General features: G+C 71.4%; 15 protein-coding genes. 7 read left to right on the forward strand and 8 right to left on the reverse strand.

Annotation, left to right across the window (positions count from 1 at the left end; translation table 11 throughout):
* The first annotated feature begins 159 nt into the window (after positions 1-159).
* Complete coding sequence (locus tag ABZW11_RS04290; protein ID WP_355412498.1) at positions 160-2,472, forward strand: glycoside hydrolase family 6 protein; 2,313 nt, start codon at positions 160-162, stop codon at positions 2,470-2,472.
* 168 nt (positions 2,473-2,640) lie between these two features.
* Here ABZW11_RS04290 and ABZW11_RS04295 read toward each other — a convergent pair whose 3' ends face one another.
* The 5 genes from ABZW11_RS04295 to ABZW11_RS04315 form a co-directional block, all read right to left on the reverse strand.
* On the reverse strand, positions 2,641-3,042 hold the full coding sequence (locus ABZW11_RS04295) for a DUF1992 domain-containing protein (RefSeq protein ID WP_355412500.1): 402 nt from the start codon (positions 3,040-3,042) through the stop codon (positions 2,641-2,643).
* Positions 3,043-3,055: 13 nt separating this feature from the next.
* Positions 3,056-3,955, reverse strand: a complete 900-nt coding sequence (folP, locus tag ABZW11_RS04300; protein WP_355412502.1) for a dihydropteroate synthase — start codon at positions 3,953-3,955, stop codon at positions 3,056-3,058.
* A 73-nt stretch (positions 3,956-4,028) separates the two neighbouring features.
* A complete protein-coding gene (locus ABZW11_RS04305) occupies positions 4,029-4,502 on the reverse strand; it encodes an ATP-binding protein (protein WP_355412504.1) in 474 nt (157 codons plus the stop codon).
* 93 nt (positions 4,503-4,595) lie between these two features.
* Entirely contained in the window at positions 4,596-5,645 is a 1,050-nt protein-coding gene (locus tag ABZW11_RS04310) for an NAD-dependent epimerase/dehydratase family protein (protein WP_355412506.1), read from the reverse strand.
* 41 nt (positions 5,646-5,686) lie between these two features.
* Positions 5,687-6,868, reverse strand: coding sequence for a zinc-dependent alcohol dehydrogenase (locus tag ABZW11_RS04315; protein WP_355412508.1), 1,182 nt, complete (start codon positions 6,866-6,868; stop codon positions 5,687-5,689).
* Between the two features lie 96 nt (positions 6,869-6,964).
* Here ABZW11_RS04315 and ABZW11_RS04320 point away from each other — a divergent pair, with 96 nt between their 5' ends.
* Positions 6,965-7,294 (forward strand): hypothetical protein, encoded by a 330-nt coding sequence (locus ABZW11_RS04320; protein ID WP_355412510.1) that lies wholly within the window; start codon positions 6,965-6,967, stop codon positions 7,292-7,294.
* Between the two features lie 7 nt (positions 7,295-7,301).
* Here the strand turns inward: ABZW11_RS04320 and ABZW11_RS04325 are convergent, their stop codons facing one another.
* Positions 7,302-9,053, reverse strand: a complete 1,752-nt coding sequence (locus ABZW11_RS04325) for a 1-deoxy-D-xylulose-5-phosphate synthase (RefSeq protein WP_355412512.1) — start codon at positions 9,051-9,053, stop codon at positions 7,302-7,304.
* Positions 9,054-9,147: 94 nt separating this feature from the next.
* Between ABZW11_RS04325 and ABZW11_RS04330 the strand changes: the two genes are divergently transcribed.
* The 4 genes from ABZW11_RS04330 (at position 9,148) to ABZW11_RS04345 (ending at position 14,942) form a co-directional block, all read left to right on the forward strand.
* Positions 9,148-10,224: a polyprenyl synthetase family protein gene (locus tag ABZW11_RS04330; RefSeq protein ID WP_355412514.1), complete on the forward strand. Its 1,077-nt coding sequence runs from the start codon at positions 9,148-9,150 to the stop codon at positions 10,222-10,224.
* A gap of 13 nt (positions 10,225-10,237) precedes the next feature.
* The gene (locus ABZW11_RS04335) at positions 10,238-11,179 is read left to right on the forward strand and encodes a 4-hydroxy-3-methylbut-2-enyl diphosphate reductase (RefSeq protein ID WP_345392238.1); all 942 of its coding nucleotides are present in this window, start codon (positions 10,238-10,240) and stop codon (positions 11,177-11,179) included.
* Between the two features lie 27 nt (positions 11,180-11,206).
* Positions 11,207-12,628 carry a family 2B encapsulin nanocompartment shell protein gene (locus tag ABZW11_RS04340; protein ID WP_355412516.1) on the forward strand — a complete coding sequence of 474 codons (1,422 nt, stop codon included), beginning with the start codon at positions 11,207-11,209 and terminating at the stop codon, positions 12,626-12,628.
* Positions 12,629-12,710: 82 nt separating this feature from the next.
* Positions 12,711-14,942, forward strand: a complete 2,232-nt coding sequence (locus ABZW11_RS04345; RefSeq protein ID WP_355412518.1) for a terpene synthase family protein — start codon at positions 12,711-12,713, stop codon at positions 14,940-14,942.
* Here the strand turns inward: ABZW11_RS04345 and ABZW11_RS04350 are convergent.
* The gene (locus tag ABZW11_RS04350; protein WP_355412519.1) at positions 14,917-15,276 is read right to left on the reverse strand and encodes an STAS domain-containing protein; all 360 of its coding nucleotides are present in this window, start codon (positions 15,274-15,276) and stop codon (positions 14,917-14,919) included. The two genes, ABZW11_RS04345 and ABZW11_RS04350, sit on opposite strands and share 26 nt — an antisense overlap.
* Before the next feature lie 567 nt (positions 15,277-15,843).
* Here ABZW11_RS04350 and ABZW11_RS04355 point away from each other — a divergent pair.
* On the forward strand, positions 15,844-16,284 hold the full coding sequence (locus ABZW11_RS04355; protein ID WP_355412521.1) for a C40 family peptidase: 441 nt from the start codon (positions 15,844-15,846) through the stop codon (positions 16,282-16,284).
* Between the two features lie 219 nt (positions 16,285-16,503).
* Here the strand turns inward: ABZW11_RS04355 and ABZW11_RS04360 are convergent, their stop codons facing one another.
* Entirely contained in the window at positions 16,504-16,806 is a 303-nt protein-coding gene (locus ABZW11_RS04360) for a hypothetical protein (protein ID WP_355412523.1), read from the reverse strand.
* Between the last annotated feature and the right edge of the window lie 26 nt (positions 16,807-16,832).

Genomic DNA, 16,832 nt, shown 5'->3' on the forward strand with positions numbered 1-16,832 from the left:
GGCATTCAGCGAGCATGCGGGGCGGCAGCGGCCTTCCCGAGGACCGGCCTCTGTACACCGCCGCGGAGGCGGCAGACCATGGGAGCGCTCCCAGCCACCTAGTACTGGAGATGATCGCAAGTGAGACTCCACCGCGGCCTCCGCAAATGGGCCGTGACCATGACCGCCGCGAGTGTCGCGGCCTTAGGGCTCGTCGCAGGCCAGAGCACGGCCGCGAACGCCGCCGTCGCCTGCGACGTGACCTACACAGCCAACTCGTGGACGAGCAGCCCTGGTCAGGGCGGTTTCACCGCGAACATCACGTTGAAGAACACCGGCGACCCGATCTCCTCGTGGTCGCTGGCCTTCGACTATCCGACCACAGGCCAGAAGTACACCCCCAGCGGCTGGGGCGCGAACTGGAGTCAGTCGGGCACCCGCGTCACCGGCGCCAACATGCCGTGGAACGGCAGCCTGGCGACCGGCGCGTCGGTCTCCGTCGGCTTCAACGGCACCTGGACGGGCACGAACCCCAGCCCGGAGAGGTTCTCCGTCAACGGCACCACCTGCGGTGACACCACGCCCACCACCCCGTCGGTGATCCTGTCGGCCAGCTCCGTGCCCGTCGGCGAGGGCGGCACGGCCACGTTCACCGCGCGCCTGTCCGCCGCGCCCAGCTCGAACGTCACCGTCGCCACCGCCCGTACCAGCGGCGACACCGACCTGACGGTCAGCTCGGGCGCCTCGCTCACCTTCACCCCCAGCAACTGGAGCACCGCGCAGACGGTCACCCTGGCCGCCGCGCAGGACTCCGACACCACCGCGGGCACCGCCGCCTTCAGCGTCGGCGGCAGCGGCGTCACCGGCGCCACGCTCACCGCGACCGAGGTCGACGACGACGCCACGGTGGAGCAGGCCATCGTCGTGACGCCGACCTCGGTGACCGTTTCCGAGGGCTCGACCGGCACGTTCACCGCGCGCCTGGCCGCGCAGCCGTCCTCCAGCGTGACCGTCACCACGACGGCCGGCAGCGGCGACTCCGACCTGACCGTCAGGTCCGGCGGCTCGCTCACCTTCAGCACGTCGAACTGGAACACCCCGCAGACGGTCACCCTGGCCGCCGCGCAGGACTCCGACTCGGCGAACGGCACCCGTACCTTCACCGTCGCCTCGACCGGCCTGACCTCGCGTACGGTCACCGCCACCGAGGCCGATGACGACGGCGGCCCCACGCCCACCCACGTGGAGAACCCGTACTCCGGTGCCACCGGCTACGTGAACCCCACCTGGAGCGCCAGGGCCGCCGCCGAGCCGGGCGGCGACGCCGTCGCCGACACCTCCACCGCCGTGTGGATGGACCGCATCGCCGCCATCGAGGGACCGGGCGACGCGCTGAGCCTGCGCGAGCACATGGACGAGGCCGTCAGGCAGGACGCCGCCAACGGCTCCGCGCCGCTGACCATCCAGGTCGTCATCTACAACCTGCCGAACCGCGACTGCTCGGCGCTGGCCTCCAACGGCGAGCTGCGCATCTCGCAGAACGGCCTCAACCGCTACAAGACGGAGTACATCGACCCGATCGCCGACATCCTCGGCGACTCCGCCTACGCGAACCTGCGCATCGTCACCATCATCGAGCCCGACTCGCTGCCGAACCTCGTCACGAACCTCGACAGGTTCGCCGACTGCCGCGAGGCCAACGGCCCCGGCGGCTACCGTGACGGCGTCCGGTACGCGCTCGACCAGCTCCACGCCATCCCCAACGTCTACACCTACGTGGACGCCGCCCACCACGCGTGGCTCGGCTGGGACTCGAACTTCCAGCCCTCCGTCAACCTCTTCTACGAGACGGTGGCCGGCACCGCCGACGGCGTGGACAGCGTGGACGGCTTCATCGTCAACACCGCCAACTACTCCGCCACGGTCGAGCCGCACTTCACCGTCAACACCATGGTGAACAACATCTCGGTCCGCCAGTCCAAGTGGGTCGACTGGAACTACTACGTCGACGAGCAGTCCTTCGCCGTCGCCCTGCGCAACGCCCTGGTCGCCAAGGGCTTCCGCTCCGGGCTCGGCATGCTGATCGACACCTCGCGCAACGGCTGGGGCGGCAGCGCCCGCCCGGGCGGCCCGAGCACCTCGACCAACGTGGACCAGTTCGTCGACCAGTCCCGCGTCGACCGGCGCATCCACGCCGGTAACTGGTGCAACCAGAACGGTGCCGGCATGGGCGCCCGCCCGACCGCCGCGCCCGCCAGCGGCATCGACGCCTACGTCTGGATCAAGCCTCCGGGCGAGTCCGACGGCTCCAGCCGGGAGATCGACAACGACGAGGGCAAGAGGTTCGACCGGATGTGCGACCCGACGTACGAGGGCAACGACCTCAACGGCAACAACATGTCGGGCGCCCTCGCGGACGCGCCGATCTCCGGCCAGTGGTTCTCGGCGCAGTTCCGTCAGCTGCTGCAGAACGCCTACCCGCCGATCAACTGAAAGGACCCGGCCGACCGGCGTCCCGCCTGACCCGGGGCGCCGGCCGGCCAGAGGGACCCGCCTGACCCGGGTCCCTCAGCAACCGGACCGGGGTCCGGGCCGCCGCGCCCGGACCCCGGTCCCACGCATGGACCGGGGTCCGGGCGGCGCACGACTCCTTACGGGGGGTCAGCGGTGGGTGCGGCGCCATTCGGCGGCGACGTCGTCCACGTCGAACGGCATCAGGTTGAGCGGCGGGCCCGACAGCCCCGTGCGGATCGCCTCGCGGATGCGCTCGTTGACCTCCTCGACGATCCGCCGCGCCTCGGCCTCGGACCGGGCGTCACGCGCCGCCGCCAGCGCCTTCTCGGCGTCCTTGCGCAGCGCCAGCGTCGGGGGCAGCGGCATCGACAGCCCCTCGCTCTCGATCTTCTGCTTCACCCACCACATCTCGTCGAGCGGCTTGCCCTCACCGGGCAGCGGCTTGCCCTTGCCTGGCAGGTCGTCGAACTCGCCGCGCTCCTCCGCCTCGCGGATCTGGCGATCGATCCAGCTCTCGAAGGGCATCCCGATGGGCTTGCGCCGGGTCACGTACGGAACCTCCTCATGCCAGGTTGTGACGGGGTGCGAGCGGTCCGCGCCAGCCGAGCACGGCCTCGGTCATGCGGATGGAGGCGACGGTGGCCGCGACGTCGTGGACCCGCAGGATGCGCGCCCCTTTGAGGACGGCGACCACGTTGGCCGCGATCGTGCCCTCTTTCCGCTCGCCCTGCGGCCGGTCGAGCGTCTCGCCGATGAAGTCCTTGTTGGACAGCGCGACCAGCGTCGGATAGCCGATCGCGGTGATCTCCTCAAGGCGGCGGGTCAGCTCAAGGGAGTGGAAGGTGTTCTTGTTGAGGTCGTGGCCGGGATCGATGATGATCTTCTCGGGCGCGATGCCGGCTTTGAGCGCGTACGCCACCCGCTCCCGCAGATAGTCGGCCACCTCGGTGACGACGTCGGCGTAGCTGGGCCGCAGCACCCGCCGGCCTGGCCCGCCCAGGCTGTGGGTGACGACCACGGCCGCGCCGGTGGCCGCCGCGACCTCGGCGATGCCCGGCTCGCGCAGGCCGTTGGTGTCGTTGATGACGTCGGCGCCGGCCGCGACGGCGGCCTCGGCCACCTCGGGCCGGTGGGTGTCGACAGAGATCACGGCGTCGGTGGCGGCCCTGACCCTGGCGATGACGGGCGCCACGCGGTCGATCTCCTCGGACACGCTGATCGGAGCCTGGGCGGCGCTGAAGGCGAACCCGCCGATGTCGACCCAGTCGGCCCCTTCGGACACGGCCTTCGTGGCCGCCGCGACCGCCTGGTCGAGCTCGAAGGTGCGGCCCTGGTCGTGGAAGGAGTTGGGCGTCCTGTTGACGATGGCCATGATCGCGACCTGGCGCTCGAAATCGAACTCTCGCCGGCCGAGACGCCGGACAGGAGCGATGATCTCGGGGGATGGCATGTCGCCGCTCACGTGGTGATCCTCTCCGTCCCTACGAGACTACCCGGCGCCTGCGCTGGTCAGCCGCGCGCGGGACGGAGAATGATCAGGCGGTGAAGTGGCCGGAGTGCCCGTCTCCCGGGGCGACGACCCTGATCCGCCGCATGCCCCTGCGCACGGGCAGGTCGGCGCCGCGCGGTAACCGCATGGTGAGCAGCACGCGGGTGCCGTCCGGCCCGGTTCGCAGGTCGGCCGCGTCGCACAATCTGTGGATCAGGTAGAGGCCGCGTCCTGTGCACGCCTGGCCTGACGCCTGCTTGTCGCCGTCCACGTACGGCTCGGGGATGCCCGCGCCCCGGTCGCTCGTCTCGGCCCTGATGACGCCGTCGACCGTCCACAGCCGCAACTGGCCGTGCCCGCCGGCGTGCTCCACGGCGTTGACCACGCTCTCGTGCACGGCGAGCACGAAGTCGTCGAGTCTCAACCCGTGGAGCCCGCAGCTCCCGGCGTGCTCGGCGACCTCGTGGCGCAACCTGCCGACGTCGTGGAAGGTGAAGGTCTGGCTGTACAACACGCGCATGCGCTCCTCCGTGCCAATTCCGACACAGGCCGCGCTTCAGGACCTCACGTGATCCTTTTCCCCGACCCCCGGAATTTACACAAAGTCAGAGTGTCAAGGACGTCTGCCCATGCCCGAGGCCATCTCGCGGACTCGCCCGGCCGGGCCGCCGTCGGGGGCCAGCGGCGCGGTGTCCATGCCCGCGCCCTCCCGCAGCCCCTCGAACAACGCCTGCATCGCCTCGTACGACGAATGCTCGGGACTCCAGCCCAGCACGTCTCTGGCCCGGTCGGTCCGCATGAGCGGGATCCGCAGCGCCATCTCCAGCAGCCCGGGCGAGGCCGGCACGAGCCGCAGGTTCCAGGCGGCGGAGACCGCCGCCATGGCCAGCTTGGGCGGCACCCGCACGGTGCGCGTGCCCAGCAGCTCGGCGAGGTCGCCCGGGTCCAGCACGGGCTCGGCTGCCAGGTTGAACGCGCCGTGCACGGGCCTGGTCACGGCCAGCCGGTACGCCTGCGCCGCGTCCTCGGCATGCAGCACCTGCAGCCGCAGCCCGGGGATGTCCGGCACGAACGGCACCCGGCCCGCCTTGATCATCCGCCGCGGCACGAGGGGTCCGCCGAACAACCTGCGCTGCTCGGTAGCCGCCGCCCGCTGGAAGATGAAGCCGGGCCGCATGCGGACGACCCTGATGTTCGGGTGATCGTGCTCGAAGACGTCGAGCACCCGCTCGACGTACGCCTTCTCCCGCCCGTACGCCGCCCCGGGCCAGCCGTGCGTGGGCCAGCTCTCGTCCACCGGCCGGTCCTTGGGCCCCGGCGAGTAGGCCCCCACCGACGAGGCGTGCACCAGCGCCGGCACCCCGGCCTCCGCCGCGGCGCGGAAGACGCGCATGCTGCCGAGCACGTTCGCCCGCCAGGTGATCGCCGGGTCCCTGGTCGGCTGGAACAGCCACGCCAGGTGCACCACGGCGTCCGCGCCGTCGAAGATCCTGGTCAGGTCGGCGGTCGCCACGTCGGCCTGGTGCCACTCGGTGCGCTCCGCCCGCCAGCCCGGCAGCCGGCGGGCGACGCCGACGATCGAGGTGACGTCGTCGTCCGCGGCCAGCGCACGCACCACACTGGTGCCCACGTTCCCCGTGGCTCCCACCACTACGACTCTCATGGCAGCACCGCTGCCCGAGCCTGGGGCGGCGAAACCAGCGCTCACGGCTTGAGCAGGATCTTCACCGCGCCGTCCGCCTTCTTCTGGAACATCTCGTACGCCTGCGGCGCCTGTTCCAGCGGCATCCGGTGGGTGGCGAGGTCCATCACGCCCAGCGGGTCGCTGTCGTCGGTGACCAGCGGCATGAGCGGGCTCACCCAGCGCTTGACGTGCGCCTGCCCCATGCGCAGCGTGACGCCCTTGTCGAACAGGCGCAGCATGGGCAGCGGGTCCGTCATGCCGCCGTAGACGCCGGTGATGGAGATGACGCCGCCGCGCCTGACGGTCTCGATGGCCTGGTTGAGCGCGTTCAGCCGGTCGACGCCCGCGTTCGCCATGAGCGGCGCCGCCACGGCGTCGGGCAGCAGGCCCGTGAGTGTCTGGGCGAGCTTGGCGGCGGGCGAGCCGTGCGCCTCCATGCCGACCGCGTCGATGACGGAGTCGGTGCCGCGCCCCGACGTGCGCTCCCTGACCTCGCCTGGCACGTCGGTGACCTCGCTGGCGTCGATGACCTCGATGCCGTGGCGGCGGGCCAGCTCCAGGCGGGCGGTGATGCCGTCCACGGCGAGCACGCGGTGGCCGAGGTGGCGGGCGATGCGGGCGCACATCTGGCCGATCGGACCGAGGCCGAACACGGTGACGCTGCCGCCCTCGGGGATGCCGGCGTACGCGACGGCCTGCCAGGCGGTGGGCAGCACGTCCGACAGGTAGACGAACCGCTCGTCCGGCGGCCCGTCCGGGACCTTGATCGGGCCGAACTGGGCCTCGGGCACCCGCAGGTACTCGGCCTGGCCGCCGGGGACCTGGCCGTACAGCTTGGTGTAGCCGAACAGCGCGGCGCCCATGCCCTGCTCGCGCACCTGGGTGGTCTCGCACTGCGCGTACAGCTCCAGGCCGCACATGTGGCAGTGGCCGCAGGAGATGTTGAACGGGATGACCACGCGGTCACCGGGCTTGAGCGTGGTGATCGCGGAGCCGACCTCCTCGACGACGCCCATGGACTCGTGACCGAGGATGTCGCCCTCGGTCATGAAGGGGCCGAGGACCTCGTACAGGTGCAGGTCGGAGCCGCAGATCCCGGTGCTGGTGACCCTGATGACCGCGTCGTTGGGCTCCTTGATGGCGGGGTCGGGCACTTCCTCGACCCGTACGTCGCGCTTGCCGTGCCAGGTGACTGCCTTCATGCTCGGCTCCTCGATGTCGGGGACAAATGCCGCATACCCCCACGCAGAGCGCCAAACGGCGCCGCGCACCGGGCTCGCCGCCCTAGACTGCGCCGCATGGAGAACCCCCTGGAGCCCCGTGCCGGCGAGTCCGTCCTGGAGCCGCACGCGGTGCACCCTCCCGCGCCCGAGACCGGCCGCGTGCGGCCGGCCCCGCTCGACGCCGACGAGGAGGCGCGCTTCTACAGCTCCATGGCGCAGTGGCTGGCCCAGGAGCTCGCGCAGAAGGGCTCCGTCCGCCTGGCGTCCGCCGACACCCCCGAGCGGCAGCGCCAGTTCCAGGAGGTGGCGCACCGCGCCGGCGAGCTGCTCCGCCGCCCGGTGACCACGACGGCGAGCAGCCACGGCATGACCTTCGAGCTGGGCCGCCCACCGCACACCGCTTGAGGCGGGGTCAGGTGCGGTCGAGGGCGCGCAGGGCGTCGCCGGCCGCCCGCGCGATGCCCTGGCCGGTCAGCCCCGCCTCGGCCAGCAGCTCAGAGCGCCCGCCCTGGCCGATGAACGCGCACGGCAGCCCCAGGTTGAGCACCCCCTGACCGGGCGCGCACACCTGGCGGACGAGCGCGCCGGCCCCCGACGCGGCGACGCCGTCCTCGACCGTCACCACCAGCCGGCTGCCGCCGACCGCCTTGCGCAGGTCGGCGGAGACCGGGATGACCCATCGCGGATCGACCACGCTCACCCCGATGCCCGACTCGGCCAGCGACGCCGCCGCGCTCAGGCACGGCCCGGCCATCGCGCCGACCGCGACCAGCAGCACGTCCTGACCGCCCGACGCCAGCACGTCCACCTCTCCGACGCTGCCGACGGGCGGGATCTCCGCCTCGACCGCCGCCTTGGGGAAGCGCAGCGCCGTGGGCCCGTCGCAGGCGACCGCCTCGTCCAGCAGCTGCCCCAGCCGTACGGCGTCGCGCGGCGCGGCCACCCGCAGCCCCGGCGCGACCGCCAGCGTCGCGAGGTCCCACATGCCGTGGTGGCTGGGCCCGTCGGGGCCGGTGATCCCGGCCCTGTCGAGCACGAGCGTCACGGGCAGCCGGTGCAGCGCGATGTCCATCAGCACCTGGTCGACGGCCCGGTTGAGGAACGTGGCGTAGATCGCGACCACCGGATGCAGCCCGCTCATCGCCATGCCGGCCGCCGAGGCCATGGCGTGCTGCTCGGCGATGCCGACGTCGAACATGCGCCCGGGAAAGCGCCGCCCGAACGCCGCGAGGCCGGTGGGCCCCGGCATGGCGGCGGTGACGGCGACCACGTCGCGGCGGCGCTCGCCGAGCGCGCACAGGTGGTGGGAGAAGGCGTGCGTCCAGGTGCCGTGCACCGGTGACAGCGGCTGTCCGGTGGCCGGGTCGGAGGCCGGGATGGCGTGCAGGTGCTCGTCGAGGTCCTGCACGGCGGGGCCGTAGCCGCGGCCCTTGCGGGTGACGCAGTGGACCACGACCGGCGTGCGCAGCTCGCGGGCCGTGCGCAGCGCCTGCTCAAGGGCGGCGATGTCGTGGCCGTCGACCGGGCCGAGGTAGCGCAGGCCCAGACTCTCGAACACGCTGATGCCAGGCGCGGCCCGCAGCCTGCCGAGGTGCTCGGCCCAGCCGCCGACCGTGGGCGCGTAGGAGCGGCCGTTGTCGTTGAGCACGACGACGACCGGCAGGCCGCGGTCGGCGCCGAGGTTGTTGAGCGCCTCCCAGGCCACGCCGCCGGTGAGCGCGCCGTCGCCGACCACCGCGACCACGGGACGGCCGCCCTCGCCGGCCAGCCGGCGCGCCTTGGCCATGCCGTCGGCGTAGGCGAGCGCGGTGGAGGCGTGGGAGCTGTCGACGTGGTCGTGCGGCGACTCGTCCCTGCTGGGGTAGCCGCTCAGCCCGCCGCGCACGCGCAGCCCGTCGAAGGCGTCGCGGCGGCCGGTGAGGATCTTGTGGACGTACGCCTGGTGCCCGGTGTCGAACACGATCGCGTCGTCCGGCGAGTCGAAGACCCGGTGCAGCGCGATCGTCAGCTCCACGATGCCGAGATTCGAGCCGAGGTGGCCGCCCGCCGCGCTCACCTTCTCGATGAGGAAGTCGCGGATCTCGCGGGCCAGCCCCGGCAGCAGCTCGGCCGGAAGGGCACGCAGGTCGTCGGGGGTGGACACGTGAGTCAGCAGCGTCTTCATGACATCCCCAGGCCGTGTGACTGCTGTGGCAAAAGAAAGCTTGGGCCGCAAAAGCTACTTTACACACTCCGTATTCAGTGAGTAACTAGGGGTAGTGACGGACGACAGAAGGGCCGCGCGTATGCCGGTGAGCTTCCCGCAGCACTCTCTTGGTGCCCGCATCGACCAGCGGCTCTGCGGCTTTCTCGAAGACTGGGGCAACCCGGTTTCCGACCCCGGGGTCGAGGCGGCGTACGGGCTGCTGGCGGACTTCATCCTCGGCGGCGGCAAGCGTGTGCGGCCCCAGCTGTGCTATTGGGGCTGGCGCGGCGCCGGCGGCGACGACTGCGAGGAGATCATCAGCGCCGCCGCCGCACTGGAGCTGTGTCACGCGGGGCTGCTGATCCACGACGACATCATGGACGGCAGCGACCTGCGCCGCGGGCAGGCCACCGTGCACCGCAGCCTGTCCGACCTGCACCGGGGTCCGGGCGCCGAGGCGTTCGGCCGGGCCGGCGGCATCCTGCTCGGCACCCTCAGCCTGGCCTGGTCCGACGCGCTGCTGTCGTCCTGCGGCATCGACCCGGCGCGGCTGCGTGCCGCGCATCACCTGTTCGACGCCATGCGCACCGAGGTCATCAGCGGCCAGTACCTCGACGTCCTCGCCCAGCTGCGCTCGGGCGCGACCGAGGCTCAGGCGCTGACCGTGATCCGTTACAAGAGCGCGAAGTACACCGTCGAGCGGCCGCTGCAGATCGGCGGCGCGCTCGCCGGGGCGCCGCCCGACCTGCTCGACGCCTACTCCCGGTTCGGGGTGCCGCTCGGGGAGGCGTTCCAGCTCCGTGACGACGTGCTCGGCACGTTCGGCTCGGCCTCGGAGACCGGCAAGTCCGCGCTGGACGACCTGCGCGAGGGCAAGCAGACCGTGATGTACGCGCACGCCGTGCAGCACGCCTCCCCCGCCCAGCTCGCCCACCTGCGCGCCTGGCACGGCAACCCGGAGCTGACCGAGGAGCGCGCCGCGGAGGTGCGCCGCATCCTCATCGACACCGGGGCGCTGGCCAGGGTCGAGGACATGATCGAGGACCGCGTCCGCCAGGCCATGTCGGCACTGAGCGAGGCGCAGGTCAAGCCAGAGGCGGCCGGCGTGCTCGCCGAGATGGCCGACCAGCTCGCACATCGCAGCAAGTGAGGGGATCCCCAACATGGGACGGGTACTTCTCGCCGCCCCGCGCGGCTACTGCGCGGGCGTCGAACGCGCGATCGTCACGGTGGAGGAGGCGCTGCGGCGCTTCGGAGCGCCGGTCTACGTCCGCAAGCAGATCGTGCACAACACGTTCGTGGTGGACGACCTGACCAGGCGCGGCGCGGTCTTCGTCGAGGAGCTGGACGAGGTGCCCGACGGGGCGCTGGTCGTCTTCTCGGCGCACGGCGTGGCCCCGGCGGTGAAGGAGGCGGCGGGCCTGCGGGGCCTGCGGACGATCGACGCCACCTGCCCGCTCGTCACGAAGGTGCACAAGGAGGCGGCCAGGATGGCCGAGTCCGGGCACCGGATCGTGCTCATCGGGCACGCCGAGCACGAGGAGGTCGAGGGCACGCTGGGCGAGGCCCCCGAGCGCATCCACGTCATGGATCCGGCGCGGCCCGAGGAGCTGGAGCTGGACGGCTCCGAGCCGGTGAGCTGGCTGTCGCAGACCACGCTGGCCGTGGACGAGACCATGCGGGCGGTCGAAGGGCTGCGCGAGCGGTTCCCCGGCCTGGTCGATCCGCCCAGCGACGACATCTGCTACGCCAGCCAGAACCGTCAGGAGGCGGTCGCGCGCATCGCGCCCGAGTGCGAGCTGGTGGTCGTGGTCGGCTCGGCCAACTCCTCCAACTCGCGGCGGCTGGTCGAGGTCGCGGTGAACGCGGGAGCGGACGCTGCCCACCTGGTCGACCGGGCCTCCGACGCCGACGAGCGCTGGCTCGACGGCGTGCGCACGGTCGGGGTCAGCTCCGGCGCCTCCGTGCCCGAGCCGCTGGTCACGGAGTTACTCGACTGGCTCTCGGCCCGCGGGTTCGCCGACGTCCAGCCGGTGACCCTGACCGAGGAGACCCTGACGTTCTCCCTTCCGCTCGAACTCCGAACCTCCCGCAACCGCGGCTAGCCCGCCCATCCAGATTGGTGGTGCACGATGACAGAAACGACCCACTCGACCGCGCCGAGCAACGGCAGCGCCAACGGCAACGGTCAGCTCAGCCTCAGCACCGATGCCGCCAAACAGCTGGCGACGACGACCAAGACGCCGCCGCAGATGCAGGAGATCACCTCCCGCTGGCTGCTGCGGCTGCTGCCGTGGGTCCAGTGCTCGGGCGGTGTGTTCCGGGTGAACCGGCGACTGACGTACACACTGGGTGATGGCCGGATCACCTTCAGCACCACGGGCGCCGACGTGCGGGTGATCCCGGCCGAGCTGACCGAGCTGCCCATGTTGCGCGGCTTCGACGACATGGAGGTGCTGGAGGCGCTGGCCGACCGGTTCACCCAGCGCGAGGTCGCGGCCGGCGAGGAGATCGTCGCCGAGGGCGCCGAGGTGGACCGGCTGGTGCTGATCGCCCACGGGCGGGTGGCCAAGGTCGGGCGGGGCGCGTACGGGGACGATCAGAACCTCGGCGTGCTGGCCGACGGCGACCACCTCGGCGAGCAGGCGCTCGTGCAGGGCGGCCACCACGAGTTCACCGCCCGCGCCAAGACCGCCACCACCGTGCTGACGCTGTCCAGGCAGGACTACGAGCAGGTCGCCGAGCGCTCGCCCGCCCTGCGCGAGCACGTCGAGACCTGGCGTACCAGCGGGAACCACGCCCAGAACGACTACGGCGAGGCCGCGATCAACATGTCCGCCGGTCACACGGGCGAGGCCGAGCTGCCCGGCACGTTCGTGGACTACGAGCAGACGCCCCGCGAGTACGAGCTGAGCGTCGCCCAGACCGTCCTGCGCGTGCACAGCCGCGTCTCCGACCTGTACAACCAGCCGATGAGCCAGCTCGACCAGCAGCTCCGCCTCACGATCGAGGCCCTGCGCGAGCGGCAGGAGGACGAGCTGGTCAACAACCGCGACTTCGGCCTGCTGCACAACGCCGACTTCAGCCAGCGCATCCGCACCCGCTCCGGCCCGCCCACCCCCGACGACCTCGACGACCTGCTGTCCACGGTGTGGAAGGAGCCCTCGTTCTTCCTCGCCCACCCGCAGGCCATCGCCGCCTTCGGCCGCGAGTGCAGCAAGCGCGGCGTCTACCCGCAGCAGAGCGAGGTCAACGGGCACCGCGTGCCGGCCTGGCGGGGCGTGCCGATCTTCCCGTGCAACAAGATCCCCGTCTCCGCCGCGCGCACCACGTCGTTCCTGCTGATGCGGACGGGACAGGAGAACCAGGGCGTCGTCGGCCTGCACCAGACCGGCATCCCCGACGAGTACCAGCCGAGCCTGTCGGTGCGGTTCATGGGCATCAACGAGAAGGCGGTCATCTCCTACCTGGTCAGCGTCTACTACTCGGCCGCCGTCCTGGTGCCCGACGCGCTGGGCGTGCTGGAGGACGTCGAGCTCGGCCGTAACGGCTAGACCCTCCCACGGCCCCGTCCGCCACCTCTGGCGGGCGGGGCCGCTTGCCGCCCGAACCGTTGACGACGCGAAGGAGACGACCATGACGCAGCCGTTCGAACTGCCGGACTTCTACCTGCCGTATCCGGCCCGGCTCAACCGGCACCTGGACGAGGCCCGCGTGCATTCCCGACAGTGGGCGCGCGACATGGGCATGCTCGAAGGCTCGGGCGTCTGGGAGGAGGCCGACCTCGACGCCCACGACTATCCGCTGATGTGCGCCTATACGCATCCCGACTGCGACGCGGAAGAGCTGGGCCTGATCACCGACTGGTACGTGTGGGTCTTCTTCTTCGACGACCACTTCCTGGAGTTCTTCAAACGGACCGGCGACCTCAAGGGCGGCAAGGAGTACCTCGCGCGGCTGGCCCGCTTCATGCCCATGGGGCTCGACCTGACCGTCCCAGAGCCGGAGAACCCGGTGGAGGCGGGCCTCGCCGACCTGTGGCCGCGTACGGTGCCGAGCATGTCGCTCGACTGGCGGGCCCGCTTCGCCGAGAGCACCCGCAACCTGCTGGACGAGTCGCTCTGGGAGCTGGCCAACATCAACAGGGGCCGCGTCGCCAACCCCGTCGAGTACATCGAGATGCGCCGGAAGGTCGGCGGCGCGCCCTGGTCGGCCGGGCTGGTCGAGCACGCGGCCGGCGCCGAGGTGCCGGCCGTGATCGCGGGCTCCCGGCCGCTGCGGGTGCTCAAGGACGCCTTCTCCGACGCCGTGCACCTGCGCAACGACCTGTTCTCCTACCAGCGGGAGGTCACCGACGAGGGCGAGCTGAGCAACGGGGTGCTGGTGCTGGAGAAGTTCCTCGGCTGCTCCACGCAGGAGGCCGCGAACGCGGTCAACGACCTGCTGACCTCGCGGCTGCAGCAGTTCGAGCACACCGCGGTCTTCGAGCTGGGGCCGCTGTTCGTGGAGCACGGCATCGACCCGCTCAGCGCGGCCGGCGTCGCGGCGTACGTGAAGGGGCTGCAGGACTGGCAGGCGGGCGGGCACGAGTGGCACATGCGCTCCAGCCGCTACATGAACGAGCGGGCGGGGGCGAGCCGGCCGCTCGGCATGTCGTCCGTGATCGACCTGCTGGGGGCCAAGCGGGTGCGCTCGTTCACGCACGTGCCGTACCAGCGGGTGGGTCCTTCGCGGATCCCCGACCTGTACGTGCCGTTCGAGCTGCGCCTGTCACCCCACCTGGACGGCGCCAGGCGCGAGCTGGTCTCCTGGTGCCGCGAGATGGGGATCCTGGAGCCGCCGCACGGCGTCGCCGGGCCCGCCGTCTGGGACGAGGCCAAGCTCGTCGACTACGACCTGCCGCTGTGCGCGGCCGGCCTGCATCCCGGCGCGACGCCCGAGGAGCTCGACCTGGCCTCCGCCTGGCTGGCCTGGGGGACGTACGGCGACGACTACTTCCCCGTCGTCTTCGGCCGCCCGCGCAACCTGGCCGCCGCCAAGGTGGCGGTCGCCAGGTTCGGCGACTTCATGCCGCTCGACGGCACGCCCGCCCCCGCGCCCGCCAACGCGCTGGAGCGGTCGCTGGCCGACATCTGGGCGCGTACGGCGGGGCCGATGCCGCAGGAGGACCGGCGCAAGCTGCGGGCGGCGGTGGAGCAGATGTGCGAGGCGTGGCTGTGGGAGCTGGCCGGCGAGATCGCCCACCACATCCCCGACCCGGTCGACTACATCGAGATGCGGCGGCACACGTTCGGTTCGCAGCTCACGATGAGCCTGAGCCGGCTGCGGCACTCCAAGTCGATCCCTGACGACTTCTACGCCAGCGGGCCGATGGTGGCGCTGGAGAACGCCATGATGGACGCGGGCACGCTGGTCAACGACGTGTTCTCGTACCAGAAGGAGATCGAGTTCGAGGGCGAGGTGCACAACGCGATCCTCGTCGTCCAGAACTTCTTCGGCTGCGACTACCCCACCGCGCTCGGCATCGTGGCCGACCTGATGGCCTCGCGGGTGCGGCAGTTCGAGCACATCGCGGCGAACGAGCTGCCGATCGTGTGCGACGACTTCGGCCTCGGCGAGGAGGCGCGGCGCGACCTCGACGGCTTCCTGACCGAGCTGGGCGACTGGCTGGCCGGCATTCTCAACTGGCACCAGGGCTGCTTCCGCTACGACGAGCCGTCGTTGCAGCGGCACCACCAGGCGCCGCTGCCACGCTTCCACGGTCCGACCGGGCTCGGCACCTCGGCCGCGGTCATCAGGCCGCCGGGCGCCGTCAGCCCTGTCGCCGTCAGCCCTGTCGCCGTCAGCCCTGCTGCAGCGGGACGTTGACGTCCTTCGGCTGGTAGAACCAACCCAGCATGCGCAGCAGGCGCCGCTGGTACGGCGTGACGTTGTACAGGCGGATCCACCGCTCGGCGGGCGGCAGCGCGGGCATCGCCAGCACGCGCAGCCCCGAGACGTCGATGAAGGTCAGCTCTCCCGTGTCGACCACGATGTAGGTGCCCTGGCGGCAGCTCGCCAGGGTGCTGGCCACCGCACGGCTGTTGGTCACGTCGATCTCGCCGATCAGCGCGACCGCCGGCACGGCGGGCAGGCCTGGCGCCACCGCCGTACTGATCGTCAGTTGTCGGTCCTGGTACAGCAGCCGTTCTTGGACGCTCACGCTCCCCGCACCCCCCAACACGCTGGCTCTTGGGGGTTGTCGCCGTGGTCGCACCTGCGGATCTGTCGCACGCGCTTTTCGGCGATTAATCCGAAACCTAGGCTACACGAAGTATGCCGGGCTATGGATTTTTCGTCGGAATATGACCGGTTTTTCGGATAATCCTGAAGTTGGCGGTCCGGCGTGCTTCACGGTGGCTCGCCGGGCCTGGGCGGTGGGGCTCTCGAGTCGTTTGCCGAGGATCTAGGGAGGCGCCCGTGCGAGCGGAGACCGACCCCTAATTGGTGGAAATTTCATCTTTTAGCGGGCTGCCATCGATGGCGTTTTGTCGCCATAGAAGGCGAGAAAAGCCACAGAGGAGACAACTGCGGGCAGGGCGGCGACGGCGGCGCCTGGCGCGGCTCGGATCGGGAGCGTCGATGTGCCATGGACCAGAGACGGAGACAGCGAAGACAGCGGAGCCGGCGTAGGCGGGATCTGCGGGGACCGACCGGGCCGTCGGCGCTGCGGGTGGTGGCGGTCTGCCTGGTAGGGCTCGTGGTCCACGCGGCGGGGGCCACGTCTTCCGTGAGCGCCAGGTCGGTGGCGGGGAGCATCGCGCTGCGGGCGGCGCTGGAGATGATCGGGGTGCCGTACTCGTGGGGCGGCGGCGGGGTGCACGGGCCCGGGTACGGCATCGGGCGCGGCGCCACCACCAAGGGCTTCGACTGCTCCGGGCTCGCCGAGTACGCCTACGCCCGGGCGGGCGCGCTCATCGGGACCACCACGTACGAGCAGTGGCGCGCGGGCATCAGGATCACGAAAGAGTTGCTGGAGCCGGGTGACCTGGTCTTCTTCGACAGCGACAAGGCGACCCCGGGCCCCGAGCACGTGGGGCTGGCGGTGGACGCCGAGCGGATGGTGCACGCGCCGCACACCGGCGCCCAGGTCCGCATCGACCCGCTGAACCGCGCGGACCTGCTCGGCATCGTCCGGGTGGAGGTCGGCCGGGGCGACCAAGGCCTCTGAGCCATGAGAATGCCGCACGCCTCAGGGCGGGCCCTGATGGGGTCCCGCGCCGGAGGCGTACGGCGTACCGAACATTCGGTCACCGGAGAGGCGGCGCCGTGGCCTCGCGAGTCTCCACGGCCGGCCTCACCGGCTCACCCAGGTCGAGGGAGGAGCGTTGGCCACGCGGCCCGTCCGGTAGGGGACCGCCGCACCCTCCCCGCCTGCTACGTCCAGGTCCTACCTGGCCTGCGCGCGGCCGTTGTCGATGTCGGTGTTGACGTTGCCGTCACCGACCTGCGGCTGGTTGTTGTTCAGCAGCGCGACGTTGGTCTCGTCCAGGAGCTGGAGGATGCCGACCTCGATGTCGTTGGCCGAGTGGTTGAGCAGGTTGTTGAGGACGTCGTCGGCTATCTGCCACTGCGTCAGCAGGGCCTGACCCTTGTTGCTCGGGTTGGGGCCGACGTCGGCGGACGCGGCGGAGGTGGCGAAACCGAAGGCGGCGGCCGCCACGGCGGCGCCGGCCAGGATACGACGGATCATTGTGTGCTTTCCTCCATGAATCGGCG

It is taken from the genome of Nonomuraea sp. NPDC004580 (assembly GCF_040609855.1).
Taxonomy (GTDB): Bacteria; Actinomycetota; Actinomycetes; order Streptosporangiales; family Streptosporangiaceae; genus Nonomuraea; species Nonomuraea salmonea.